Annotated in this window: 21 protein-coding genes; all 21 read left to right on the forward strand. The window is 31.9% G+C overall.

The window, feature by feature from the left end; genetic code table 11:
- The first annotated feature begins 3 nt into the window (after positions 1 to 3).
- On the forward strand, positions 4 to 327 hold the full coding sequence (locus OCV48_RS06130; protein WP_021983685.1) for a YlbF family regulator: 324 nt from the start codon (positions 4 to 6) through the stop codon (positions 325 to 327).
- 70 nt (positions 328 to 397) lie between these two features.
- Positions 398 to 844 (forward strand): MltG/YceG/YrrL family protein, encoded by a 447-nt coding sequence (locus OCV48_RS06135; protein ID WP_021983684.1) that lies wholly within the window; start codon positions 398 to 400, stop codon positions 842 to 844.
- 93 nt (positions 845 to 937) lie between these two features.
- Positions 938 to 1,582 (forward strand): O-methyltransferase, encoded by a 645-nt coding sequence (locus OCV48_RS06140; RefSeq protein WP_021983683.1) that lies wholly within the window; start codon positions 938 to 940, stop codon positions 1,580 to 1,582.
- A 4-nt stretch (positions 1,583 to 1,586) separates the two neighbouring features.
- A complete protein-coding gene (locus tag OCV48_RS06145; RefSeq protein ID WP_021983682.1) occupies positions 1,587 to 2,873 on the forward strand; it encodes a peptidase U32 family protein in 1,287 nt (428 codons plus the stop codon).
- A gap of 70 nt (positions 2,874 to 2,943) precedes the next feature.
- Entirely contained in the window at positions 2,944 to 3,567 is a 624-nt protein-coding gene (sigK, locus tag OCV48_RS06150) for an RNA polymerase sporulation sigma factor SigK (protein WP_021983681.1), read from the forward strand.
- A gap of 208 nt (positions 3,568 to 3,775) precedes the next feature.
- On the forward strand, positions 3,776 to 4,945 hold the full coding sequence (locus tag OCV48_RS06155; RefSeq protein ID WP_021983680.1) for a cation:proton antiporter: 1,170 nt from the start codon (positions 3,776 to 3,778) through the stop codon (positions 4,943 to 4,945).
- A 3-nt stretch (positions 4,946 to 4,948) separates the two neighbouring features.
- Positions 4,949 to 5,386, forward strand: coding sequence for a hypothetical protein (locus OCV48_RS06160; RefSeq protein WP_021983679.1), 438 nt, complete (start codon positions 4,949 to 4,951; stop codon positions 5,384 to 5,386).
- A complete protein-coding gene (locus tag OCV48_RS06165) occupies positions 5,387 to 6,727 on the forward strand; it encodes an O-antigen ligase family protein (RefSeq protein ID WP_021983678.1) in 1,341 nt (446 codons plus the stop codon).
- A gap of 102 nt (positions 6,728 to 6,829) precedes the next feature.
- A complete protein-coding gene (locus tag OCV48_RS06170; protein ID WP_021983677.1) occupies positions 6,830 to 8,539 on the forward strand; it encodes a GspE/PulE family protein in 1,710 nt (569 codons plus the stop codon).
- Positions 8,540 to 8,554: 15 nt separating this feature from the next.
- Positions 8,555 to 9,619 carry a type IV pilus twitching motility protein PilT gene (locus OCV48_RS06175; protein WP_262559244.1) on the forward strand — a complete coding sequence of 355 codons (1,065 nt, stop codon included), beginning with the start codon at positions 8,555 to 8,557 and terminating at the stop codon, positions 9,617 to 9,619.
- Positions 9,620 to 9,800: 181 nt separating this feature from the next.
- A complete protein-coding gene (locus OCV48_RS06180; RefSeq protein WP_147591415.1) occupies positions 9,801 to 11,024 on the forward strand; it encodes a type II secretion system F family protein in 1,224 nt (407 codons plus the stop codon).
- Between the two features lie 28 nt (positions 11,025 to 11,052).
- Positions 11,053 to 11,472, forward strand: a complete 420-nt coding sequence (locus OCV48_RS06185) for a type II secretion system protein (RefSeq protein WP_262559247.1) — start codon at positions 11,053 to 11,055, stop codon at positions 11,470 to 11,472.
- A 71-nt stretch (positions 11,473 to 11,543) separates the two neighbouring features.
- Positions 11,544 to 11,954: a type II secretion system protein gene (locus OCV48_RS06190; RefSeq protein ID WP_021983673.1), complete on the forward strand. Its 411-nt coding sequence runs from the start codon at positions 11,544 to 11,546 to the stop codon at positions 11,952 to 11,954.
- Between the two features lie 43 nt (positions 11,955 to 11,997).
- Positions 11,998 to 12,750 carry a prepilin peptidase gene (locus tag OCV48_RS06195; RefSeq protein ID WP_147591417.1) on the forward strand — a complete coding sequence of 251 codons (753 nt, stop codon included), beginning with the start codon at positions 11,998 to 12,000 and terminating at the stop codon, positions 12,748 to 12,750.
- Positions 12,751 to 12,776: 26 nt separating this feature from the next.
- Positions 12,777 to 14,363 (forward strand): pilus assembly protein PilM, encoded by a 1,587-nt coding sequence (pilM, locus tag OCV48_RS06200; RefSeq protein WP_021983671.1) that lies wholly within the window; start codon positions 12,777 to 12,779, stop codon positions 14,361 to 14,363.
- Between the two features lies 1 nt (position 14,364).
- Positions 14,365 to 15,060, forward strand: a complete 696-nt coding sequence (locus OCV48_RS06205; protein WP_021983670.1) for a hypothetical protein — start codon at positions 14,365 to 14,367, stop codon at positions 15,058 to 15,060.
- Between the two features lie 85 nt (positions 15,061 to 15,145).
- Positions 15,146 to 16,240: a type IV pilus modification PilV family protein gene (locus tag OCV48_RS06210; RefSeq protein ID WP_021983669.1), complete on the forward strand. Its 1,095-nt coding sequence runs from the start codon at positions 15,146 to 15,148 to the stop codon at positions 16,238 to 16,240.
- 15 nt (positions 16,241 to 16,255) lie between these two features.
- Positions 16,256 to 18,805: a pilus assembly PilX N-terminal domain-containing protein gene (locus tag OCV48_RS06215; protein WP_147591418.1), complete on the forward strand. Its 2,550-nt coding sequence runs from the start codon at positions 16,256 to 16,258 to the stop codon at positions 18,803 to 18,805.
- Between the two features lie 70 nt (positions 18,806 to 18,875).
- Positions 18,876 to 19,406, forward strand: a complete 531-nt coding sequence (locus OCV48_RS06220; protein ID WP_021983667.1) for a pilus assembly FimT family protein — start codon at positions 18,876 to 18,878, stop codon at positions 19,404 to 19,406.
- Positions 19,407 to 19,446: 40 nt separating this feature from the next.
- Positions 19,447 to 20,010: a PilW family protein gene (locus tag OCV48_RS06225; RefSeq protein WP_147591420.1), complete on the forward strand. Its 564-nt coding sequence runs from the start codon at positions 19,447 to 19,449 to the stop codon at positions 20,008 to 20,010.
- 28 nt (positions 20,011 to 20,038) lie between these two features.
- Entirely contained in the window at positions 20,039 to 26,542 is a 6,504-nt protein-coding gene (locus OCV48_RS06230) for a DUF5057 domain-containing protein (protein WP_147591421.1), read from the forward strand.
- The last annotated feature ends 210 nt before the right edge of the window (positions 26,543 to 26,752 follow it).

Consider the following 26,752-nt stretch of genomic DNA (forward strand, 5'->3'; position numbering starts at 1 on the left):
AAAATGTATGAAAAAGCTTATGAATTATCAAATGCCATTTTAGGAAGTGATGTATATAAAAGATTTATAAATGCAAGGGAAAGCTTAAAAAAGCATGAAGATTTATGTGCAAAAGCTAATGAATACAGGCATAAAAATTTTATTATACAGAATAGCACTTCGAACAACAGAGTAGATGAATTAAGAGAACTTGAAAATGAGTATAGAGATATATTAAGAAATACAATAGTTCGCGAATATCTCAATGCTGAATTGTTATTGTGTCGTACAATTCAAAAGATAAATGAGATAATAGTTGATGGATTAGATATGGATATTGATTTTTAATATTAAAGTATTCTTAAGAAATTTGATAACTATTTGATAATTTTATCAAATATAAGAAATGAGGTTTGAGATGAGTTCAAAACAGACATCAAGAAGTATATCACAGATAACTTCAAGTAAAACAATATCAAATAAATCGAAGAAAGCATCAAATAAAAAAGTACAGAATATGGCAAATATTTCTGTTAAAATATGCATATATACAGTGTTTATAGCCTTACTTATTATATTGTCAGTTAAAGGTTATAGATTCGGCAAAAATGTATTTTCAGAAAAAGGCTATGATGAAAAGCCGGGTTCAGATGTAACTATAACTGTAGATTCAGAAGAAAGTATTATGTCTGTTGGCAGTAAACTTGTAGATAATGGTATCATAGAGGATAGATTAGTATTTTATGTGCAGACGATATTATATGAAGGCAAGTTTAAAGCAGGAACATATACGGTTAATACTTCTGATTCGCCTGAAGAGATTATTAATATTTTATCAGCTGAGAAGTCGAAAAAAGAAGAGTAATATGATAATGAGCATTAATAAAGATAATTTAGCAGTTACGAAATCGTTAGAACAGTAAAAAATAATTTATAAATTCATAAAAGGAATAGAAAGATGATAGTAAATGAAAGAATTGTATCATATATACATTCATTGGAGAGAAGTAATGGAGAAGTATGTGATGAAATTGAAGAATTTGCTCATCAGACAAATGTGCCGATTATCCGCAAAGAAATGGAAAGCTTCCTAAGAGTTCTGATAGAGATAAAGAAACCGAAAAGGATATTAGAACTTGGAACAGCTATAGGATATTCGGCAATTTTAATGGCAAATACAATGTCTGAAGATTGCAGGATTACAACAATTGAGAATTATGATAAGAGGATGCCGATAGCCAGGGATAATTTTAAACGTGCCGGTGTAGAGGAAAAGGTAGAACTTCTAGAGGGCGATGCACTTGAAATATTGCAAAAAATAAATGAGCCTTATGATTTTGTATTTATGGATGCTGCCAAGGCACAATATCTCGTATATTTAAAAGAAATAATGAGACTACTTCCTGTTGGTGGAATACTTATTGCTGATAATGTGTTACAGGATGGAGAATTAGTCGAGAGCAGGTATGCAGTTGAAAGACGTAATAGAACCATTCATAGCAGAATGAGAGAATATCTGTATGAAGTAAAGAACATGAAGGAGTTAGAGACAACGATTATACCGATAGGTGACGGAATAACATTAAGTGTCAGAAAGGATTAAGTTTATGGAAAATTTTGTTAGTGATAATAAACAGAGAAGACATCCGGAACTTCTTATTCCGGCAAGTAGTCTGGAAGTTCTGAAAGTAGCAGTTATATTTGGAGCAGATGCGGTATACATTGGTGGAGAGGTTTTTGGACTTAGAGCGAAAGCTAAGAATTTTACACTTGAAGAAATGAAAGAAGGAGTGGAATTTGCACATGAACATAATGTAAAAGTATATGTTACAGCAAATATCTTAGCTCACAACAGAGATTTAGAGGGTGCATATGAATACTTTGAAGAGCTTAAAGATGTTAAGCCAGATGCATTAATAATCTCAGACCCTGCTATATTTACAATAGCGAAAGAAGTATTGCCTGATATGGAGATTCATATAAGCACACAGGCTAATAATACTAACTATGGAACATTTAATTTTTGGTATAAACAGGGAGCAAAGAGAGTTGTAACAGCAAGAGAACTTTCACTTGAGGAAATCAAAGAGATTAGAAGAAATATACCTGATGACTTAGAAATTGAAACCTTTGTGCATGGTGCAATGTGCATCTCATATTCTGGAAGATGTCTGCTTAGTAGCTTTATGGCGGGAAGAGATGCTAATCAGGGGGCTTGTACACATCCTTGCAGATGGAAATATTCAGTTGTAGAGGAATCAAGACCGGGACAATATATGCCGGTATATGAAAATGAAAGGGGAACATATATCTTTAATTCAAAAGATTTATGCATGATTGAACATATTAAGGAACTAGTTGAATCAGGAATTGACAGCCTTAAGATAGAGGGAAGAATGAAAACTGCTCTTTATGTAGCTACAGTTGCAAGAACCTATAGAATGGCTCTTGATGATTATAAAGAGAGCGAAGAATTGTACAAGTCAAGACTGCCATTTTATAAAGAAGAGATTGCTAAATGTACTTATAGGCAATATACAACAGGCTTCTTTTTTGGTAAACCTGATGAGAATACACAGATATATGATTCGAATACATATATTAAAGAATATACTTATCTTGGAATTATTGGAGATGAAGTGGATAGAAGTAATATTGTTAAAGATGACAACGCAGGAGTGTTATATGAAATTGAACAGCGTAATAAGTTCACTATTAGAGAGCAGATAGAATTAATGAAGCCTGATGGAACAAATGTGGAAGTGACAGTTATGGAAATATTTGATGAAAACGGCAATAAGATGGAATCAGCACCACATCCAAAACAAAAATTATTAATTAATTTAGGAACTAAATTAGATAAATATGACATATTAAGAAGAAAAGAAAAATAAAATCATTAGGAAAGGCACTAATAAGCGTTTTGCATCATAAATTATAGTAAAATGCTTAGAGGTGCTTTCTTTGAAAACATTTATGGAGCCACTTAGCAAAGAAGAGGAAGAATATTATTTAAAGCGCTTTAAAGATGGTGACAAGAAAGCTAAAGAAGTGCTTATAGAGAGAAATTTGCGCCTTGTAGCACATGTGGTAAAGAAATATGTAAGTACAGATATGGATAGAGGTTTAGAAGATATGATATCTGTGGGAACTATCGGACTTATTAAGGCAATAACCAGTTTTAATATGGAAAAAGGTAAGTTATCGACTTATGCTGCCAAATGCATTGATAACGAATTATTAATGATGTTGAGATATGATAAAAAGAAGTCAAAGGAAGTATCGTTATACGAACCGATAGGAACTGACCATGAGGGTAATGAAATAAGCCTGTTCGATATTATTGAAAGTGATGAGAAATCTATAGAAAGCCAATGCGAATTACAGGAAGATTTAATCAGACTGTCTGATGTAATTAACAAAGAACTGACACCAAGAGAATACGAAATTATTAAAATGCGTTACGGTCTAATGGGTGAGGAAGAAGTGACGCAGCGTGAAGTGGCTAGGATAATGGGGATATCAAGAAGCTATGTGAGCAGAATCGAGAAAAGAGCATTGGAAAAATTAAAAAAAGCAATTGAGTAAGAAAGTAAATCAAAAAAATTAAGAGCGAATTTTAACGTATAAAATGCTAAAACATATGATTTGAGTTCAAAAAGATTTTGCATGGACTAACATTTGTATATATGAAGGGATAAAAACATATCAATTACAAGTTGACATTGTGCTTTATTGTGTTAAAATTACGTTTGGAAATAAAAGAAAAATACTCAGGCTAAGGAGCGACTTTAAAATGGAGACATATGAAATATTTAAAGATTTGGCAATTATAATTATTGCGGCAAAATGTTGTGGATTACTGGCAAGAAAACTCCACGCACCTATGGTGGCAGGTGAGATTGTAGCAGGTTTGCTTATCGGGCCAAGTGTGTTAGGGGTTGTGGCACAGACAGACTTCTTATCACAAATGGCTGAAATCGGGGTATTACTGCTTATGTTTTGTGCAGGACTTGAAACGGATTTAAAAGATCTTATTAAGACAGGACCTAAGGCTATTCTGATTGCAAGTTCAGGTGTTGCTGTACCATTAGTTGGCGGTTATCTGTTATATAGTTGTTATTATGGATTTGCACCTAATGGTTCTGATAAATTTTATGAGGCATTATTTATCGGTGTTATCTTAACAGCTACATCTGTAAGTATTACTGTAGAAACTTTAAGAGAATTAGGTAAATTAAAAGGTGAAGTAGGAACTACTATTCTAAGTGCTGCAATAGTAGATGATATTATTGGAATTATTGTTCTTACATTTGTAATCGGTTTTAAGAGTTCAAGTGTATCGCCATCTAAAGTTGTAATTAACACTGTATTATTCTTCATATTTGCAATATGCGTAGGAATGATTATATATTATTTATTTAAGTTATTAGACAACAAACGACCACATAGCAGAAGAATACCAATATTTGGTCTGGCACTTTGCTTCATTATGGCATATGTTGCTGAAAAATATTTCGGAATAGCAGATATAACAGGTGCATTCGTAGCAGGAATAATACTCTGCAGTATTAAGGATTCAGAATATATCGCAAAGAAAATGGATATAAGTTCGTATATGTTATTTGGACCTGTATTCTTTGCAAGTATTGGTCTTAAGACAAATATTGATGGAATTTCAACTAAATTATTGATATTTTCAATATTATTTGTTATTGTAGGATTGATAGCAAAGATAATTGGTTGCGGATTAATGGCGAAACTTTGCAGATTTAAGAATAAAGATGCGTTAAGAATTGGTGTCGGAATGATGACGAGAGGTGAGGTTGCTCTTATTGTGGCACAGAAAGGTCTTGCAGTAAAGATGATAGATTCGGTATTTTTTACAACTGTTATTCTATTAATTATTGTATCATCTCTTATAACACCAATTGCTATGAAGCTTCTATATAAAAGTGGAGATTAATGAATGGAATTAAGCAGGAAAGAACTTGCGAAAATGAAAGAGGAGCAGTTAAAGCTTCAGAGAGAACTACATAGAAGAGAAAGAAAACTAAAATTTTTACAGGAAGATTTAGAAAAAAGAGAGCAAATGTTCAAAACACAGTGGGCGTTATTAGAACATGAGCTTTCTTTGTTTGCTAAAGAAAGAGAAGAATTTGAAAGAGAGATAAAAAAGCAGCAATATAGGTCAAGGCTTGAAAATGAAAAAACAATCTATAAAGCAAATGGCCGTATAAATGCTGGAATGTACTTCTTAGGCGTACATGACGAACTGTCACTTAAGAAAAGATATAGAGACCTGTTAAAATTATTTCATCCTGACAGTATGAATGGTGATGTTGATGCTATGCAGGCAATTAATAGCGAGTATACAAAGCTTAAGAAGAAATATGAGGAGATGTAGATGAAAATGTACCAGAAGTTGAAAAAATGTAAGTCAATAAAAGAGATATATGAGGTTATACCAGAGAAATTTTATGAAAAATGTGCAGTGGTACTTATATTTCTGATGAATATGGTTGTTGTGGTGGAAAGCCTGACAAAGATTATATATAATAAAGGCTCATATTGGAAAGTTATGCAAAATTATAATTTGTTTGGGAAGATATGTCTGATATATGTTATTATATATATAGGAAGTAGAATTTGTAAATTAAAATCAGATGAAATAAATAAGTATTTTAAAAATAATATATGGGATTTTTGCTTTTTAATGTTATTTTTATTATCTGTTGTATCAATTACGGTAGCACATAACAAGACGGAAGCAATTAATGGAGATTGGTATAGGCAGAATGGCATAAGAGCATACGTTGTGTATCTATCGCTTTATATTATAGGAAAAAGTATAGACACAGAAAAATATAAAAGATTTATATTTTGGACTATCACTATAGCATCAACACTACAGTGTATACTAATATATAAAGGATATGTTAATGATACAGGAAGATACGCAGGAATATTTGGAAACTCAAATCATTGTGGATATTTTATGACAATGGCAATATTTGCAATGATAGGATTGCTTGTTACGGAGAAAAGCCTTATTGTAAAATGTATTATGACAGTTATATATGGATTTAATATTATGTGTCTGATTCTTAATAATACATTTGGATGTTATCTTGCAGTTATAGCCGGAATAGTATTTTATGTTGTAGTATCCGCTGTTAAGAATAGAAAAAATCAGAGTTTGATTTATTATATATTGATGTACATACACATAATATTTGTATTTGTGATGATAAGCATCATAACAGATATGCATACAGGAATTGTATCAAATAATTTTAATATAACAGGAAACGACATAGTGAAAGTTACTGATAGAAGTGAAGAGGCCGGAAATGCGGGAACAGGGCGTTGGAAATTATGGATACATACTATGAAAATAATAAAGCGAAAACCAATATTAGGGTGCGGACCCGAAAATATTCAATTTGAACCCGGATACAAAAATGAACCACATAATGAATTTATACAAATAGCGGCTGAGCATGGGGTACCTGCGTGCTTGTTTTATATATTGGGTTTAATTACATTAATGATTCATAAAATAAAAAATCTTAAAAATGAAAGTGAATACACAATTATATGTGGCGCTATAGTATTTGCATATCTGATATCTTCGATGTTTGGCGTAATGATGTTCTACACAGCAGTTTTCTACTATACATTTCTTGGAATGGTATCGAAAAACAGAAATTTAACACAACATTATGATATTGGGGAAAATACATAAAAAATAAAAGTATAAAGTAGTTTTTTTGGTAAAAACTACTTTATTTTTTGTATTTTTTATGGTACACTATACCAAGAAAATCGAAAATGAGGGTAAGAAGTTATGGCTAGATACAATAAGATACGACTAGGTGACTGCCTGGTACAAAAAGGCATGATTACAGAAGAACAGTTGTCAGAAGCCTTAGTTAAGCAGAAAGAGAATGGCACTAAGCTTGGCGAGACAATTGTTGAATTGGGTTATGTCTCAGAAAATGATATGATTGATGTGTTAGTCGAGCAGCTTGGAATTGAGTATGTTGATGTTAGAAAGATAAAAGTTGATGAGAATGCAGCAAGGCTATTGAAAGAAGACTTTATGCGTAAGAATAGTCTTATACCAATTGCATTTGATGAACTTTTGCCAAATGTCATCAGAGTTGCAATGGCTGATCCGATGGACATCATAGCGATAGATGATATTTCTATTATAACCAATATGCAGGTAGACCCTGTATTGTCTACTAAGGGCCAGATAAATATGGCTATAGATAAGATATTTGGTGCGACGCAAGCTATGCAGGCTGCTGAACAGTACAGAAAAGAACGTGAAAGAGATAGAGAAAAAGCTGGACTCAATATGGATGAGGAAGAGGAAGATTCAGAACTTGATAATTCTCCGATCGTTCAGCTTGTTCGAAGCATATTAGAGCAGGGCGTAAGAAGGAGAGCCAGTGATATACATATTGAGGCACTTGAGTTTCAAGTAAGAGTCAGATTCAGAATTGATGGTGCTTTAGTTCAGGTAATGACATATGATATAGATTTATTACCAGCAATTGTTGCCAGAATTAAGATTATAGGCGGTATGGATATATCGGAGAAGAGAAAACCGCAGGATGGTCGTATTGCTATGACAGTCGACAGACGAGACTACGATGTCCGTGTATCTATATTACCGACTATTAACGGCGAGAAAGTCGTTATGCGTTTGACTTCTAAAGAGAATCTTACGAGAGATAAGAAAAACTTAGGCTTTTCAGAGGAGGAATTAGAGAAGTTTGATAGAATATTAAAGAACCCACATGGAATCATACTTGTAACAGGACCTACTGGTTCAGGTAAATCTACAACATTATATACGGCATTGAGTGAACTTAATACAGAGGACGTTAACATTATAACAGTTGAGGACCCTGTAGAAGCAAACATGGAAGGAATTAATCAGGTGCATGTTAATGAAAAAGCGGGACTTACATTTGCAAGCGCATTAAGATCTATTCTCCGTCAGGATCCGGATATAATTATGATAGGTGAAATTCGAGACGGTGAGACTGCTGGTATAGCTGTAAAAGCGGCTATCACAGGACATTTAGTTGTTAGTACATTGCATACAAATGGTACAGCGAGTACAGTAACCCGTCTTGTAGATATGGGTATGGAATCTTACTTAATAGGTGATGCTTTGGTAGGCGTTATAGCACAGCGACTTGTAAGAAGACTATGCCCTGAGTGTAAACGGCTTGTTTACGCGACTGAAGATGAGAAGAGATTATTAGGTGTTACGACACCTGGTGATTTACCGATATATGAACCGGTTGGCTGTGAGGCTTGTGGTAACACAGGATACCATGGACGAATCGGTGTATATGAGATAATGCCTGTTACAAATGACTTAAGAATAAAGATTGCTGCAGGAGCAAGAGCTGACGAGATTAAAGAACAGGCGGTCAGTGAGGGTATGAGCACATTAAGTGTAAGTGCAGCAAAATTATGTGTGCAAGGTGTAACTTCATTTAAAGAAGCACTTAAGATAGCATATGAATCAGAATAAGGAGGCAGTTAGAAAATGATATCTATTGAAGAATTACTAAATGTTGCGGCCGAACATAACGCGTCCGATGTACATATTACAGTTGGAGTTCCGCCTAAGATGAGAGTGAATGGCGATTTACTTGATATGGATTATCCAAGATTGATGCCTGATGATGCAGAGAACATTATTATGAGCATACTTGATAAGAGGCATAAAGCTATATTTGATGAGAAAGGTGAAGTGGATTTCTCAATATCTATACCTATGGTAGGAAGATACCGTGTTAATATATTTAGACAGAGAGGGTCAATGGCAGCAGCACTTCGTGTGGTTGGTACAGAGATTCCTAATCCGGATAAGTTAGGTGTTCCTAAGGCAGTACAGGACTTACATAAGAGAAAGAGAGGACTTGTGTTAGTAACAGGACCTACAGGTTCAGGTAAATCTACAACACTTGCTTCTATTATAGATTTGGTTAATACAAATACATCTTCACATATTATTACATTGGAAGATCCTATCGAGTATATGCACAAGCATAAGAAAGCTATGGTTAACCAGAGGGAGATTGGATTGGACTCTATGTCATATAATAATGCATTAAGAGCTGCACTCCGTGAAGACCCTGATGTAATCCTTGTTGGTGAGATGCGTGACTTTGAGACAATTTCGATTGCGGTAACAGCAGCAGAAACAGGACATCTTGTATTCTCTACATTGCATACAATTGGTGCAGCAGCAACAATTGACCGTATTATTGACGTATTCCCTACACATCAGCAGCAACAGATAAGAGTTCAGTTATCAATGGTATTAGAGGCTGTTATATCTCAGCAACTTATTCCTACAGCTGACCATAAACGAAGAGTTGCAGCATTTGAGGTAATGATAACGAATCCTGCGATTAAAAACCTTATTCGTGAAGGTAAAACATATCAGATTCAGTCTATGATCCAGACAAATAAGAAATTAGGAATGCAGACTATGGATGATGCGCTTTATGATTTATACAGACGTGGAGAGATAACGGGAGAGAGATGTGCTGCATATGCACAGGATATCGTGTCTATGGACAAACGTTTACGAGGAATTATCTAGATAATATGATAGAATATTTGGACAATGTTACTAAATATGTAGCCAGACATTGTGCAAAATGATAAAAATATTAACAAAATATTAATAAAGTTAAAACAAGTGGTAAATAAAAAGAAAATATGATATAATTTGTACATAATTTAGTACAAGATTAAAAAAACTCTTAGAGAGGAGTGAAAAGATGCCAAATTATAAATATACCGCATATGGTAAAGATGGCAAGGAAATAAAAGGCTCTGTCGAAGCAGAAGACAAAGAAGCTGCTTTGCAACAGATAAAGAATGCCGGAAACATTCCGGTAAATGTTTCGGAAGAAGGTATTTTTGATAAAGATATTAATATCTCGTTTGGTGGTAATAAAGTATCAGCAAGAGATTTAAGTATCTTCTGCAGACAGTTTGTTAGTATATCTGGTGCTGGTGTATCGATAGTAGATGCATTGGAAATGTTAGCTGACCAGACAGAAAGCAAAGAGTTAAAAGCAGCTATAATCGACATAAAAGTATCTGTTCAGAAAGGTGAGACGCTTGCTAACAGTATGAGAAAGCAAGGTAAAATATTTCCACCTATTATGATAAATATGATTGAGGCAGGTGAGGCTTCTGGTAACCTGGAGGTTTCATTTGATCGAATGGCTACACAGTTTGAGAAACAAACAAAACTACAGGCACTGGTTAAGAAATCTATGATATATCCTATAGCATTAATGGTTGTAGTAATCGGTGTAGTTGTTGCAATGATGATTTTAGTTATTCCGTCGTTCTCAGAGATGTATGCAGATATGGATCAACAGTTACCGGCTCTTACAAGAGCATTGGTTGCGTGCAGTGATTTTATAGTTGATAAATGGTATATATTAATAGCTGTTATTGCTATTATAGTTATAGCATTCAAGGTATTTGCAGCAAGTGAGAAAGGTACATATATATTAGCAAATATGTCGATGAAAGCACCAATATTTGGCAAGCTTACAGTGAAGTCAGCTTCAGCACAGTTTGCAAGAACTCTTTCGACACTTACAGCGTCTGGTATCTCTATGATAGACGCACTAGAAATTGCAGGTAAGACTATGAAGAATGTAATATTTAGAGACGCTGTTATGGAGGCAAGGGAAAAAGTTGCACAAGGTAGACCGTTATCTGAACCACTTAAGAATGGAAAAGTATTTCCTAATATGATAGTTCATATGATAGGTATCGGTGAAGAAACAGGTAATATGGAAGATATGCTTATTACGGCAGCATCATATTATGAAGAAGAAGTAGAAGTGGCTACTCAATCGACAGCAGCAGTTATTGAGCCACTTATAATAGTAGTTATGGCAGCTATTGTCGGAACAATTATTATGGCGATACTTATACCTATGTTTGGTATGTATGACTTGGCTGGTGGCGATGAAGCTTAGAATGAATGATATAAGAAAGGTGAGGTGCATGAAAAAGGATAATAAAGGTTTTTCACTTATAGAATTAATTATAGTTATTGCCATTATGGCTGTGCTCGTAGCGGTAATTGCACCAAACCTTAGCAAATATCTATCGTCGTCCAAGCAGAAAACTGATATATCTAATATTGATACAATCAAAGGCGTGATTGAACAAAGTTGTGCACTTACAAATACTGAAGTGTCTGAACCACAGAGCCTCGGGACTTGGGTGGAACTGAAAGAAAATAGTGTATACTATGATTCCGATGCAGCTGACGTCGATGGTTATACGGCTTTTTCAAGAAGTGTTGCAGAAGCATTAGGAGAGGTCCCAAAGTCTAAAGTTACAGGAAAGGATTTCTGGGTAAAGATAGAACAGGATTCAACAACTGGAATATATACTGTAACAGTGAAGTCAAAATCATAATTTATGTTCATAACATCAGAAGATGTTAATGATAAATAAAATAATATTATAAGAAAAGGAGTGTTAGTTTTATGAAAAAAACAAACAACAAAGGTTTCTCATTAATCGAGCTTATTATCGTTATTGCTATTATGGCTGTCTTAGTAGCAATCATAGCTCCAAACTTAACAAAATATCTTGGTAAATCCAAGAAAAACACAGACAAAAAAAATCTGGATGAGATTGAATCAACTTTAAAGACATGTATTACTGATTATGATATGGAATATGATGAGTTATTAGCAGATGGTGGTACTTTGACAGTTACTTTTGGCGCAAGTGGTGCGACACTTTCAACAGCTAATGCTAATTTTAAGTCTATTGTTGATACAGCAATTGATGCAAGCAAGACAAAGAGCAAAGATAAAAATAATAAATATGCTATTGCTACAATAACAAAGTCAAGTGGTACATATGGCATTAAAGTTGAGTTTCAGTCATAGTTAGAAACTAATTTAAAATCAAAAGCAAAGGTAGATAGACACAATGAATACATTCTTAATAATAATTACTATAATATATGGAATAATAATAGGCAGCTTTTTAAATGTATGTATATATAGGATACCTAAGAATGAAAGCATTGTGACGGACAGGTCACATTGTATGACTTGTGGGCATAAGCTCAAGTGGTACGATTTGGTACCACTTGTAAGCTACCTTACATTAGGTGGTAAATGCAGATATTGTAAGACGAAGATTTCTAAACAGTATCCGGTAATTGAATTTACTAATGGTGTATTATATGGAATACTTGTAGTAGTTAATGGATTCAATATATCAACCATACTATTTTGTTTGTGTTCATCTGCATTATTAGCACTTAGTGTTATTGACTGGAGAACATTTGAGATTCCAATAGCCTTTAATATTTTCATCGGTATTTTGGGCATTATAAGATTACTTACAGATTTAGAACATTGGTATGTATATATCATTGGATTCTTTGCAGTAAGTGGTTTTTTATATTTATTATTTTTAATTACTAAAGGAAGAGGTATTGGCGGTGGTGACATTAAATTAATGGCTGCTGCAGGCTTACTCATAGGCTGGAAGAATATTATTCTTGCTTTGGGAATAGGATGCGTATTAGGTTCGATCATTCATATTATTCTGATGAAAGTCCAGAATAAGGAAAGAGTGCTTGCATTCGGACCATACCTGTCATTAGGTATATATATAGCTATGTTATATGGTAACCAGATTATTGAATGGTATATAAATACGTTTATTTATTAATAAAAACTATTGAGGGAGGCTAAGAGATGGCATCTAAAACATTAACCATTGAAATTGGTAATGAATTCATTAAAGTCTGTGAAGCACAGGTTAATAAGAATAATGTAATGGTTCATCATGCAATTTCAGTACAGACACCACAGGATACCGTAGAGGATGGATTTGTTAAGGATATTACTCAGGTATCAGAAGCTATAGGAAGAGCATTAACACAGGAACAGATTACAGCTAAGGAAGTTACATTCGTACTTAACTCATCAAGAGTAGCTACAAAAGAGGTAATTATTCCTTATGTTAAGATGGACAAAGTTCAGGAATTAATTAATGCAAATGCTTCAGAATATTTCCCTGTTAATATTGATGATTATGTATTATCTTATACAATTCTTGAGGCTAAGAAAACTAAGGAAGAACAGAAGATGAGAGTTCTTGTCTATGCCGCACCTGAGAGAATGGTAGAGAGCTATTTCAATCTTGCTAATCTTCTTGGAATGAGAGTTAAGGCAGTGGATTATGCTGGTAACAGTACATTGCAGTTAATTAAGATTCAGATTGATGAAAGACCAACTTTAGTAGTTCAGTTAGGTATGGATACAACTATTGTATCTGTTATGAATAATAATGTATTACAATTACAGAGAACAATTCCGTATGGTGAATCACTTTTGCTTAATTCCGTAATGGAGAGCAGAAATGTTAAGGCGAATGTAGCTCTGGAATTATTAGCATCAGCACAGATTGTTAAGAATTCTCTTGAAGAAGATGAGACTACTAATTCATTAAAATATCTTATAAGTAATGTAAACAGAGTTATTGAATATTATTCAAGCAGAAATACAGAAGCACCACTTCAGAAGATTGTAATTATCGGTGAGGGTGCAGATGTGCTTGGAATGGATGTCTTGTTCTCTAATGAAACAAGCCTTCCAGCAGAACGTTTAACATTATTAAAGAATGTTGAATCATATAACAGAATTAAATTGTCTACATCATTATTGAAACAGTATATGGCAAATGTAGGTGCAGCACTTAATCCTATACATTTACAACCTAAGAAGTCAATAAGTAGTAAAGCTGAAAAGGGTGCAAATGTTAATATAGTACCATATGTAGCGACTATGGTAGTGATGCTTGCAGCTTCGGTTGTACTTGCAGTAATTCCACTTACTAGATATACTGTTAAGAATAACGAGAAGAAAGATATGGAAAAAGAAATTAAGAATTTATCCAGTGTAAATGAAATATATAGTGAATATTATAATGCTGAGGATAAATTAGCTGATTTAAAGGCATTCTATTTGTCAACATGTAATAATACTGAATGGGTATATAACCTATTTGAATTTTTAGAAAAGGATATGCCAAAGAACATGTTATTTAATACTTTGGCAGTTGATTCTGGAAATGTAACTATATCAGGTGCTACTATCTATGAATATGAACTTGCTGGTGTACTTAATTCATTAGAGCAGGAGAATCATATTAGTAACATTGTAACAAGTGGATATACTCATAATAAGGATAAAGGAACAGTTACTTTTGATTTAAGTTTCAGTATAGTTAGTGATGATTTAGCGGAAGTTGAGACTACAAATGGAGAGGAGGCTAACTAATATGAGTGAAAATAGAAATAATATGAATAATTTAAGATATGTATTTATATTAATAGGTGTGTTAGCATTATTAGCATCATATTTCTTAGTATTCACTAAATATAATACTAAGATAAGTGATATTTCAGATGAGATAAAGACTCTTAAAACAGAAAGAGACAGGCTCAAGGAGCTATATGCTAATAAAGATAATATAAAGTCTCAGACAGCATCACTTGAGAGTGACATAGACAAAGAATTAAGCAAATATGATGGTGGATTATCATATAAAGCAGAGATTATGGACACATATAATATGACACAGGACTTGAAGGTTGATGTTAATTCTCTTACTTTAAATGCTAAGGAAGTACCATATACATTTGGACAGCTTGCTTCTGTAAATCCTAATGGTGGTTCTAGTGATGTGGGAAAATATACAAGTGAATCAATGAGTTATGATATATCGACAAATGGTACATATGACCAGCTGAAACAGATTATTAAATATATAATTGATACAAATGGAAAGAGAAAAGCATTAAAAACAATATCTATATCTGGTGGTGGACAAGAGGAATTGAATATGACTGTATCATTAACAGAATATGCAATTGCCGGCGAAGGAAGAGAAATCCAGAAGGTAGAGATACCAGATTATGAAAAATCTACAAACAATTTATTCTTCAATCAGGTTATTGTAAGAGTAGCAGAATAAAAACATCTTAGCCAGTGAAATTCACTGGCTAAGTGTTAAATATGAGAATAATTAAACGACCTTTTAAGAAGGGAGAATTTAGTGAATGAATTATGAAAAAAAATTGAATAAGAATAACAAAGGTTTTACGTTATTAGAGTTAATATTGACAGTTGTTATATTAGCTCTGGTTACGGCTCCCTTTTTAAGTAGTTTCGTTTCGGCATCAAGGGCGAATCAAAAATCTAAACGCATACAGGAAGCTAATGAATTGGGAGAATATATTATTGAACAGTTCAAGGCAACTTCAGTAGATCAATTAGTAACAACATATAAATTAACGGCAGACGGTTCATATATAATTGATTCAGCAACTGGTTCGGCATATAGTAAAAATTCTACAAAATATACAGGTAAAGTATCAAAGAACTCTGCCGATGCAGCATTGCCTACTGGTATGAGGAAAGGATATACGGCGGAACTTACTCTTACACCTGCGAAGAATGTAGTAAATGCGGATTATGCAATACCAGTAATAGACAATTTGGATAAAAAAGTATGTGCAGTTTTCAATAAAAATATTACTAAATATGATAATTTGTACACAGGAGCATCATCAAGAAAAGTTACTATTGAAGTTGAAAAAAGTGCTACAAAGTATAAAGTTAAGCTAATAGTAGATATTAAGAATGTTTCGGGCAGTATATTAGGTACTAACTCGATAACATGGGAATATGATACTGTACCATCAGTTTATGTGTTGTATAAACCATTAAGCGTAAATGATGAAATTGAAATTAAAAATAATATATATAATGCTGCTGATTTTGAAGTGGCAGGTGAAAAGAAGAATGTTGGAGTATATATTATTAATCAAAAAGATTCAACCGGGCTGTATTACAATAGTATGCCGGCTTCAAGGATTAAAGTATATGAGGCATCTTCAGCTATATCAGGTAATACATACACATTAAATAATCTTATCAGTCCAACTAGTACATCATCTATGTTAACTAACACAACGTTATATACTAATATAGGAGATGTTAAGAATAATCTTTCAGCAAGTAAAGACAATGGAAATGTAAATGATACAGTTAAGATGATTAAAATTGATACAGTTTATAACTTAGATGTAACAGTTAAATATGAAGGAAAGAAAGTTTCTGATTATAATTCAACGAAAGTTGTCGGAGAATAGGAGGTGGCAGAATCAATGTTTAAAATTAAAAAGTTAAATAATAAAGGTGATACTTTAGTAATTGTGCTTATAGGTATATTTGTATTATCAATTCTAGGTACACTCATTTTAGGTGTAACTGCCACTAACTTATCTATGAAAGCAAATGAGAATAAAAATGAGAAAACATTTTATTATGCAGAGAAAGCTGTGGACGAATTATATGCTGGTATTGGCGAAGAAGTAATGGATGCCGTACAGGAATCATATAACGAAGTACTTGTTAATTATGTAAGCTATGGTTCAGGTGTTAATGCAAATGATAAAATGGTAGAATTGCTGAATAATAGACTTGTCAAACTTTATGATAATAAGAAAATAGATAAAACAGCATCAGGATTAGATGTTAAAAAAGTAATAGAAAGATGTGTAAGTAATGGATACATTAATAGCGTAACCGGATATACATTTGATTGTAAAGCACCTGATGGTTCTGCTGATGTTGTATTTTATGAGAAAGCAGTTGGAAGTACAGGCTATACTGAATTAACAGGAAGTACTATTGATGTAAAAGATATAGATAGAATATCTATAAAAAATATCGAAGTAAAGTGCATATCAAATCAGGGATATTCTTCAAAGATTAAGACAGATATAGATATCAATATTCCAGAGTTTAATATTGATTTTACAGATTCAGATACTACTATGGATTTACAGGATTTATTAAAATATAGTCTTATATGTCAAGGTGGAAATTTATCAAATGATGTGGCTAAGGATGGTGCTGTAAATAGAATACATCCGGCTATTGAGATAGCAAATGGTGCAAATGTAACTATTTCAGGTAATTTGTATGCTGATGGAACAGCATATGATGCAAATAAAGTTACTAATGCGGCAGGAACTGAATACTGGGTTAATAAATCGCCAATGGTAGTTGTAAATAAGAATCAATCTATAAGAATTAATGAATCAGCTACATTAAGATTGAACTCTAAAATTGTTAACTGTAATAATGATATTGAAGTTGGTGATAACTCTGGTCTTATCATAAGAAACAGAAATGGTGAAGAAAAAACGGATACCACAGATACAATGCAGTTATTCGCTGATAATATTATTACTAAAGCAGGAACATCTAATGCAACAATAGATATTGTTGGTAATACTATGTTAAAGGATGACTTGCAGCTTGATGGAAACAAATCTAATGTTAAGATAAAGGGAAATTACTTTGGATACGGATATCGAGATGATGATAATGATGGTAATGAAGATAATACCGGAGCGATAACAGGTTTTGTTGATGTTGGATTAACCACAACTGAGCATGAAAGAAGCAGTGCAATCGTAATAAATGGAACAGGTGCCAATGTAGATATGTTAGGTGTTAATAAGTTAATATTAGCCGGCAGAGCTTATATTGATTTAGATGCGAGTGGAAAAAACACATCGTATATGACAGGTGAATCTGTATCATTTAAAGGAAATCAGAAAATGTATCTTGCTGATACAGAGTTATCAGGAAGTAAAGTGGCAGGAACTAATCCAATATCATATTCTGAGTTATTATCAAAAGCAGGTATAGCAGACGGTGCCGAGATAACATATTCGGATTTGAATCTTCAAGATGAAAATAGTGTAGTTGCAAAGAAAATTAAGTTTGACAATATGGTATATTTCTATGTAAAAAATAATAATCCTGTAACACAGACTCAGTATTTTATTAATGCATATCATAATAATATTGATAAAAGAAAGGATTTAAAAACACAGGTTGAAAAATTAGATGTTCATCAGTTATCATTTTCAAATTCTGTTAAAGCCTATACTGCAGGTGCATTAATGCAGGTTGGTAGGACAACATCTAATAATATAGAGGTAACAAATCCGGTATCAGGTGCATTAGGTATTGCTAAAAATGAAGCACTTAGTTTAATGGAAGTTATTAAAAACAGACTTAATAATTTAACACCTTCACTTAAGGACGTTAGTGAGAATTATATATTAGGTCAGGATAATACATTAGTAGCAGGTTCTACAAGTGATGAATTACCATTTGATTATCTTATCAATAGAGAAAAATTATATGATAAATGTGGTACTGGAAGATTAACAAAAGAGATAGATTTACAGAATTTAACATCAGGTGCTCTTACAACTGAGGGCTTAACATCAGATGAGCAGAAACAATTCATAATGAAAGCCAGAGACATACTTGATAACTATGCTGGTGGATGGGTTGGTAAAAAATTTGGATTTATACTCAGTTGTGAAGGTGGTATAGGAAATTCTCCTATAGAATTAGATGCTGGTGTTATAATTACAGACACACCTTATCAGATTAATAAGAATTTTACCGGTTTAATCATATGTAATGGAAAAATGACGGTAAGTGGAAATGTTAGCATCCAGGCATGTGAAGAACTTAGTGGATTATTATTTACATATATTCCATCATTACAAGATGTTTTAGGTCCATCATTTAATAAAATAGGTGTGGCAGAAGATGGTACAGTAGTTGATGTAAGTGCACTTAAATATACAGATATTGTAGATAAATCAAATTGGAAGAAAGATTAATACATCATTATCAATTATATTATTATAAGACAATTATAGAATTATAAACGTAAAGGAGAGGAATTTTATCGTGAATAAAAAGAAAAAGAATAGAGGATTTTCATTGATTGAAATAATCGTGACTATTGCAATTATGGCGGTTATTACAGCCGGAGCGGTCTCAATATATTCATTGATAAATTCCTCAAAATTAAAATCAATGGCGGGTAAGGTTAATGATGCTATTAGTAATGTAAGGTCAGATACATTAACTAAAGAAGGTGTATATGGTTATTTGATGAAATATGATAATACAGAAAAATGTTGTACCATATGTCTATATAAAGATGGAAACACAGCCAATCCGTATAAGAAGATTTCTTTAGGTAAATCAGGCCGTTATTATGTGAAAGATAAACTCGGAAATCCATATTACCTTGATAAAGTTGATACAAATAGTCTTAAATTTGAATTTGAAAAGTCAGACGGGTCGTTTAAATTTATTAAGGCAACATCATCTGGTACAGCAATAGATATGGATAATTGCATATATGTTGAATATTCAGGAAAAGTTAAGAAGATTAAGTTAGTAAAATTAACAGGCAAACATTATATAGAATAGTAGTTGATTTACAATACATATTAAATGAAAGGGATAGTTTATGAGAAGTAAAAATTTCAAAGACAATAATAGCGGTTTAACCTTATTGGAATTAATCATTGGTCTTGCAATTTCTCTTATAGTAATTGTAGCTGCATTTTCATTTGTTAATGTTGGAATCAGCTCATATGATAATACTAATAAGACTACAACTTTACAACAGGAAGTGTCATTTATAAATAATATACTTGGTAATGGTATAAGAAGTGGTTCAAAAGATCAAGTGACCATAGTGAAATATGACACAGGAGATAAGGCACTTTATACAGGTACAAAAGTATTCTATTACAATGCGGGTAAAGAGTCTTTGTACATATATGAAGGTAGTGAATGGAAAACCGCAGCAATTACATCGGATAATAATGATAATCTGGTATCTAAATATGTAAAATCATTTGATGTGAATTATGAGAAAACGGATACTACAACTACAACACCAACTACATATAATAATGGAGATGAATATACTGGATGTTCAAATCTGTTAAATGTTCATATGAAAGTACAGGTGAAAAATAAAAAGGATGAATCACAAATTATTTATAATATTAGAAATAATAGTTAATATTTAGAGATAAGGAGGAAGAGAGAATATGGCTATTAAGAATTTCATAGTTAAGAATAAAAAGAAAAGTATTTGTTTTCTTACAGCTTTGATAATATGTATCGTGTCGGTTTTTTCAGTTATTATTGTCAAGCAGATTAATGCCGGCGTATTCAGAAAAGATGAAAACGGAAATAATGTTTCGGTTAATGAAATCAAAATTCTTGAAATTGTTGCAAGAGAAGGTGAGCAGGTTCTTGGTTATACTGTAGAAGGCCAGGAGCCTATTAGTGTTTCTAATATTGAAAGTTACAAGGGCAACATGGATTTAGATGTTACTGACTTTAAGAATGTAACAGGATATGATGTGACAAAGAAAGCTAATAATGATGGCACATTTAGTTATAAAGTAAATGGTTCAAAGCTTAATAGAACATTTAATAATAATGTGCTTGGTGAATCAATGTCAAAAGGTGAGATACAGGTTAAAGCTATTCAGGCCGCAGATGTTAAGGTAAGTGATGTTGAATGGGCTGATTTAATCTATATTAACTCAAATGATTATAACAGTAATCTTATGTATTATTATGACCAGTTTGTATGCAATGGTTCTATGGGGATTGAGCCTGGACAACTTGGTCAGAATTACAATGATGTATATTTAGTAAATCAGGATAAATTATATAGTTCAATTGATAAGATTATCCGTTCAGTAGGCAATAAGAAAGTTGCGGATACACTTACAAACGAAGATTTTGAATATGTTCAGATTAAACTTGCTAATCAGGAAGAAATTAATGCTAATCTTTCTAATTATAAAGAATATAATTTAAGTTATTATAGAGAAAAGTTTGGAAGTCTGGACGAAGAGATATCAGATAATATTGAAGAGGGGATTACAAGAATTAATAAATTATTAAGCGATATTAACAGTGAAGCAGAAGAAACAGCATTAGGTAAGTTATATGATTTACAAGGCAGAACCCTGACAGATGAAGAAAAGGAAGAAAATAAAGTATATTTCTTACCAGCAGGATTTAGTAATTATTTAGAATTTAATGCAGATAAGTATTTTAATGAAATTTCTACATATACACTTGGAATTACAGCAACTAATATTAAAGCGATAATTAATAATGTGAATGCAGATGTTTCTGTAGAATCATTAAAGACATTACTACAGTATAAGAATAAGGCTGTTCAGGCATTGAATAATCCACCTGTCGATCCGGAAGCAGATAAATACGGATTCACACAGGATGATTATGATACAATTTCAGAATGCTTTAAAAAGGTTAACCTTGGAAATATAAATGAAGGAATATTATTTAATTATACAGAGGCATTTTTAAATGAATCATTTAAATTCACAACTGCTGATGCAGAAGCTATAAGAGGACTTATTGATAGTGTTAATAAAGCTAAACAGGATGAGGTATTAGATGAATTAGCAAATGCAGTTGCAGATGAAGAAAAAATGAACAATTTCTGTGATAATGCAGAGACTAATTTTGAATATGCAGATATTAACGGATATGACAAATATTATATTAATAATTATATAGATGCATTAAAGCAGCTTACAGATGCAAATACATTTAAAACAGATGCAAAATGTGACTTGACTAAAATTGAAAAATTCATTGAAGATGTAAATAAGAATACAGAAGTATTTGAAGATGTTGAAGTATCATGTGATTTAGTATGGAAAGTTGCGACATCTATTTACAATAAGGCAATGAGCGAAGATGTTGCATTAATGTATAATACAGAGTTACTTACTAATAAGACACTTGGTGATTATACACAGGATTTAACAGAAGTGGCTAAAGCTAATGAAAGTGTTATGAATTTAGCTAACAGAGAAAAAGTAGATAATACTAATAACGTTTATAAATTACTTTTATTATCAAGACAGATTAGAGATTCTTATTACGCTGACAATCTATCAGCTAAGATAGATGTTAGTGGAGTATATTATCCAGCAGGATTAGATGGTGAAGCAGAGGGTATTAATAGCTGGAATATGAATACCTTTGATGGCGATGACGGAAATGTAGGTGATACATCTATTAATTACGCAAAATATCGTGAGCCTGAAGTTGTTGGACAGACATATGGCTCAGATGGTACAAATGGTTCATCAACCAATTACGTATATAAGAGAATATATAGCTTTACAGGTGACCAGTTCTTTGGTGGAGCCAAATTCACATCAGATGCTGTTTCAGATGATAAAAGTTATATAATTACTGCTAATAGTGGATATTCAGATTCGACAACAGATTTAATTGTTACTTCAGATTTGGAAGATGATAATTATATATTGATAAGTGCAGAGAATAATGCATCATATCAGACAAATAATTGTATATATGCACATTTCTGGGATGATAATAATATTTCATATAAGGAAGAATTTGTAAAGGTATCAGGTGAAGCTAAAGGCTCAAATGGTAAATATACATTATATAAAGTTTGTGTTCCAAAAGGATACAGACATGTGTTACTAACTAATATAGCATCATGGAATGGAAATATTAAAACTGCGGATTATACATTACCTTCTGATTATAAAGGAAAACTTTTCTACATTAGTGGAAATACTATTAAACAGGATACAAGCGGAAGAAATAATTATGTATTAGCAGGTATTAATAATTCTAAATTGAATGATACAGTTGTATTTAATGGTTCAATGGATATGAAGTTCTGGGCATATAATAATGAAGTTGCAAGTAATAATTTTACAGCATCATATAGATTGTATGTAGATAATACTGTTATCTTTAGCAGTAATGATGCAGGTTACCATTATCTTGAAGGTGTATCTAATGCTGGAAACCAGCCGTTTACGATGAGTGATACAATTAAGATAAAAGATGCACAAACAGTAATCGTAGGTGATGATGAGATTAAGTTATATGCTAATGATGGACAGAATTTCCGTGGACAGCTTCTAAGTCTTTCATCAAGTAATAAGCTTAGGATAGAACTTAATTATAATGATGCTTCAGGTGTGACACATACGAGCAACTATTATTACCAGATGGCAAAACCAGCATATGATTTTAAGGTTACTAACTTTATTAAGGATGGTCAGATTGAATATGTTAATTTTGCAAATTTACAATTCACATATACAAATATGGATTATGTAAGATATTCCGTAGATAATGGCGCATTCGCTGAAATAACAGCAGATAATAACTTAATAAGCATTGGTTCTGATAAGAATATTGGTGATACAACTCAACTTATTGTTAAGTATAAACCAGTTGGTGGTGATGAAATTGTTATTACAACAACATTAAAGAAGTCAGAGTTAGCAAGTGTTGAGCATAATTATTTATCAGAAAATACAGCAACTAATAGTTCAGGACTTACAAATGATCCATTATTAACGACTACTGAGAATAGTGCTATAGTTGGTAAGACTAAAGGTGACGTATTAGTATACTTATTAAGAGTATCACTTATGAATGTTAATTATCCAATTAATGTATTAGAGGTACAGCCTCAGGCTCATGCAACTGATTTAGATAATGCTAATATGGCTAAGAAAATTCTTCAGGCACTTAAGGTTGATATACCGAGTGATATAAACAAGAATTATAAGAAGTATGTAAATGTTACAAGTATGAGCGTTAAAGAGTTTAATACTAGAAATGATGAGTTAACAGCAACTTATGATTTAATATATTTTGGTATTAACCCTGGATATCAATATGTATCAACAAGTGGCAAGACAAGTGGACGAACAAAGTATAATGATAGTTCAATGGATGGACTTATTTATACAGGTATTGGTGATAAATATACTATTCATTCTGCATTTGGTGGTATGGCTGCATCAGATTATGAATATATTAATAATTCAAAAGGAAATAATGTTAAAAGTGGAATGTCAGATGATTTGTATAACACTTGGAAGAAATATTATACAACAGGTATGACAGGAAATAGTAATTCTTCTTGGAATCTTAATATGTTAGATAGCATTTCAGGACGTTATTATATGAAAAATGGAATGAAGACAACAAGAATTGGTGGTAATGATATAACTGTCAGAAAAATGAACGAATTGTTAGAATATCTTAAGAGTGGATATCCAATTTTATTAGCTGATGAGATTATGAATTGTGATAATTCAGACATTTATGATGATAATAATGGATATGAAAAAAATAAGAATACATATACTAACAATGTAAGCAGATGGCCTTATGTAGATCATAATTCTAAAATGTATAATTTCATTTTACAGGCTAAAGCATTAGGTAAAGATGAAAATGGCAATTATACTGGACTTGATAGTGATGGCAATAAGGTATTTATGGATAATAAGTCATATGCAAGTTTGGTATCTATATCTAAAATGAGTGACGGTTCAAATCCTGAGTATTTGTCATCAGACAATAAATTTGAAGGTGGATTAAGATTTGCTTTCAAGAGAGTTGAAATTCTTGACTTTGAGTTTAAGAGTGGACCAAAACAGTATGATGAAGGCGTAAGTTCAGGTAATACAGGTAAATATATTGAAGCTAATGAGCAGGAACATAGTTTGTATAATATCAATTTAGGATTTAAAGATGGAATTAAAATTAATGAAAATCAAATTGATGGAAAATATATTTATAAAGTATACATAGATAAATCTGGCGTTGGTAAATTTGAAGATGTTGATACGGTAGAATTATCACCTGAATATGAATTAATTAAAGATAATGATGGATATGTCACAGGTGTACATATATATGGAAACTGGCCAGAGAATATAGAAGGATTTATTCCTTGGAAAGTTGAAGCTGTTGATGTGAATAATGCTGGTCTTAAATATACATATATTGGAAATTCAGCATTTAGACGTAAAGAAGCTAAGGATGTCTATGTTTTATGGATTAAGGCACAGGAAGATAAGTGTACATTAGATTTCTGCAATACTGTTAAAAATTACTCAGGTGATTTTAGTAATGATTATAGAATACATCTTATAACTATGTATTTAGCAGATTTTAATGCATATTACAGTAAAGACGTAAATTGTGATGAATTCCGTGATAATAAAGATTTGCTTTTTACGTCTGAGACTTCTAAATTAAAAGTTAAATCTGTATGGGATTATGCAAAGACAAAATCAGCTTATGCAAAGAACAATTATAATATGGGCTCTAATGGAAATAGCAAAGAAGATAAACTTGATACGAAAAAATTAAATGAATTAAGTGATAATACAGAATTAGATATGATTGTATGTGGTTTCTGTGATTCATATTCTCAGCTTGACATTAATGATATAGCAGCTTTAAAGAATATTGAATATTTTGTTAATTCAGGTCATTCACTATTATATTCACATGATAATTCATCATTTAATAGTACAATACATAGATATTCAAAAAATGGATATATTTCCCAGGGTGGAACAGATTGGGCAAGATATGAGACATATTTCCTTAAGACATTAGTTGGACAGGATAGATATGGTATAACAGCTAGTGAGTCTGATTTACCTGAAGAATATGTAAATGCAAGAAAGTATTTGGATACAAGTAAAATTGAACAGGCAGATTTACGAGGAATGACAGAAACCTGGACATTTATAAGTAATGGCTGGGGCGGAGATAAGAAAGGTAACAAGCTATACGTAAAAGATATTGGCTCAAGTGAATATGTAAATATTAATACATATGCAACTACTACAAAGATTCTTCAAATGAATAAAGGTCAGATAACAGCATATCCATTTGTTTTGCCTGATTCTTCTAAGTTTTCGGTAGCAACTACACATACACAGTATAGTGAATTGAATCTGGAAGATAGTGAAGTAACAGTATGGTATGCACTTGATTCACAACAAAATACAAAGAATATATATTATTATACTAAGGGTGATGGTTGTAACAACTATTATATCTATTCAAAAGGTAATGTAACTTACACAGGTGCCGGACATTCGAGAATTTCAGGAATTGATGAACAGAAGTTGTTCGTAAATACATTGGTTGCTTCAATTAAAACAGGTAACTATGCACCAGTTGTTAAGGTTAATAATGCAATTAGTATAACGACTACAGAGAAAATTATTAATTATTATAAAGACAATGGTGCAACAGTAACATTTACCGTTTCAGATTACGATTTGAAGGATAATGAAGAAAAAGGATTTTCAGATTTTAGAATCTACATAGATGTAAATGGAAATGATAAATATGATGAAGGTGATATTTTAATTAATGATCCAGATAATGCAGACATTTCTGATAATACATATATGAGAGATACAAATGATGAAAATGTTAAAATTAATATTACAAAAGACAATTTAAAGAATAAAAAAGCTTATTCATTCTATTTGTCTGATGGTGATATTAAAGAGTTAGAGACAAGATTAGGTGCTAAGATTGAAAACTATAATATTATAGTTGAAACTATCGATAATGGTTACTTAAAAGCTAAAGATGATGTATATCGAGAAGCTACTAAGATTAAGGCTTCTGATAAGTTTAAGTTAAAAGAAAGAGAAGAAGCTAAGTTATTCAACTTAAATTAATATTTAACTAATTCTTATCAATAGTTTTTATAGAAATAAATCTATATAAATACAATTTCTATTAAATCAAAACTTAAACCGACTTCAAAGAAATGGGCATAGTTCCAAGACTTAGAGGTCGGTTTTTTTATGCTATGTAATTAAATATATATTGACAAAGAAATTAAAATGATATATCATATAATCAATAAGTAACATTAAAATTTAATT

Source organism: Bovifimicola ammoniilytica (assembly GCF_025567085.1).
Classification (GTDB): Bacteria; Bacillota; Clostridia; order Lachnospirales; family Lachnospiraceae; genus Bovifimicola; species Bovifimicola ammoniilytica.

What these genes read in the sequence shown, in the direction of transcription:
- OCV48_RS06130 (WP_021983685.1), top strand. Translation starts at nt 4, where the DNA reads ATGTATGAAAAAGCTTATGAATTATCAAATGCCATTTTAGGAAGTGAT.
- OCV48_RS06135 (WP_021983684.1), top strand. Translation starts at nt 398, where the DNA reads ATGAGTTCAAAACAGACATCAAGAAGTATATCACAGATAACTTCAAGT.
- OCV48_RS06140 (WP_021983683.1), top strand. Translation starts at nt 938, where the DNA reads ATGATAGTAAATGAAAGAATTGTATCATATATACATTCATTGGAGAGA.
- OCV48_RS06145 (WP_021983682.1), top strand. Translation starts at nt 1,587, where the DNA reads ATGGAAAATTTTGTTAGTGATAATAAACAGAGAAGACATCCGGAACTT.
- OCV48_RS06155 (WP_021983680.1), top strand. Translation starts at nt 3,776, where the DNA reads ATGGAGACATATGAAATATTTAAAGATTTGGCAATTATAATTATTGCG.
- OCV48_RS06160 (WP_021983679.1), top strand. Translation starts at nt 4,949, where the DNA reads ATGGAATTAAGCAGGAAAGAACTTGCGAAAATGAAAGAGGAGCAGTTA.
- OCV48_RS06165 (WP_021983678.1), top strand. Translation starts at nt 5,387, where the DNA reads ATGAAAATGTACCAGAAGTTGAAAAAATGTAAGTCAATAAAAGAGATA.
- OCV48_RS06170 (WP_021983677.1), top strand. Translation starts at nt 6,830, where the DNA reads ATGGCTAGATACAATAAGATACGACTAGGTGACTGCCTGGTACAAAAA.
- OCV48_RS06175 (WP_262559244.1), top strand. Translation starts at nt 8,555, where the DNA reads ATGATATCTATTGAAGAATTACTAAATGTTGCGGCCGAACATAACGCG.
- OCV48_RS06180 (WP_147591415.1), top strand. Translation starts at nt 9,801, where the DNA reads ATGCCAAATTATAAATATACCGCATATGGTAAAGATGGCAAGGAAATA.
- OCV48_RS06185 (WP_262559247.1), top strand. Translation starts at nt 11,053, where the DNA reads ATGAAAAAGGATAATAAAGGTTTTTCACTTATAGAATTAATTATAGTT.
- OCV48_RS06190 (WP_021983673.1), top strand. Translation starts at nt 11,544, where the DNA reads ATGAAAAAAACAAACAACAAAGGTTTCTCATTAATCGAGCTTATTATC.
- OCV48_RS06195 (WP_147591417.1), top strand. Translation starts at nt 11,998, where the DNA reads ATGAATACATTCTTAATAATAATTACTATAATATATGGAATAATAATA.
- pilM (WP_021983671.1), top strand. Translation starts at nt 12,777, where the DNA reads ATGGCATCTAAAACATTAACCATTGAAATTGGTAATGAATTCATTAAA.
- OCV48_RS06205 (WP_021983670.1), top strand. Translation starts at nt 14,365, where the DNA reads ATGAGTGAAAATAGAAATAATATGAATAATTTAAGATATGTATTTATA.
- OCV48_RS06210 (WP_021983669.1), top strand. Translation starts at nt 15,146, where the DNA reads ATGAATTATGAAAAAAAATTGAATAAGAATAACAAAGGTTTTACGTTA.
- OCV48_RS06215 (WP_147591418.1), top strand. Translation starts at nt 16,256, where the DNA reads ATGTTTAAAATTAAAAAGTTAAATAATAAAGGTGATACTTTAGTAATT.
- OCV48_RS06225 (WP_147591420.1), top strand. Translation starts at nt 19,447, where the DNA reads ATGAGAAGTAAAAATTTCAAAGACAATAATAGCGGTTTAACCTTATTG.
- OCV48_RS06230 (WP_147591421.1), top strand. Translation starts at nt 20,039, where the DNA reads ATGGCTATTAAGAATTTCATAGTTAAGAATAAAAAGAAAAGTATTTGT.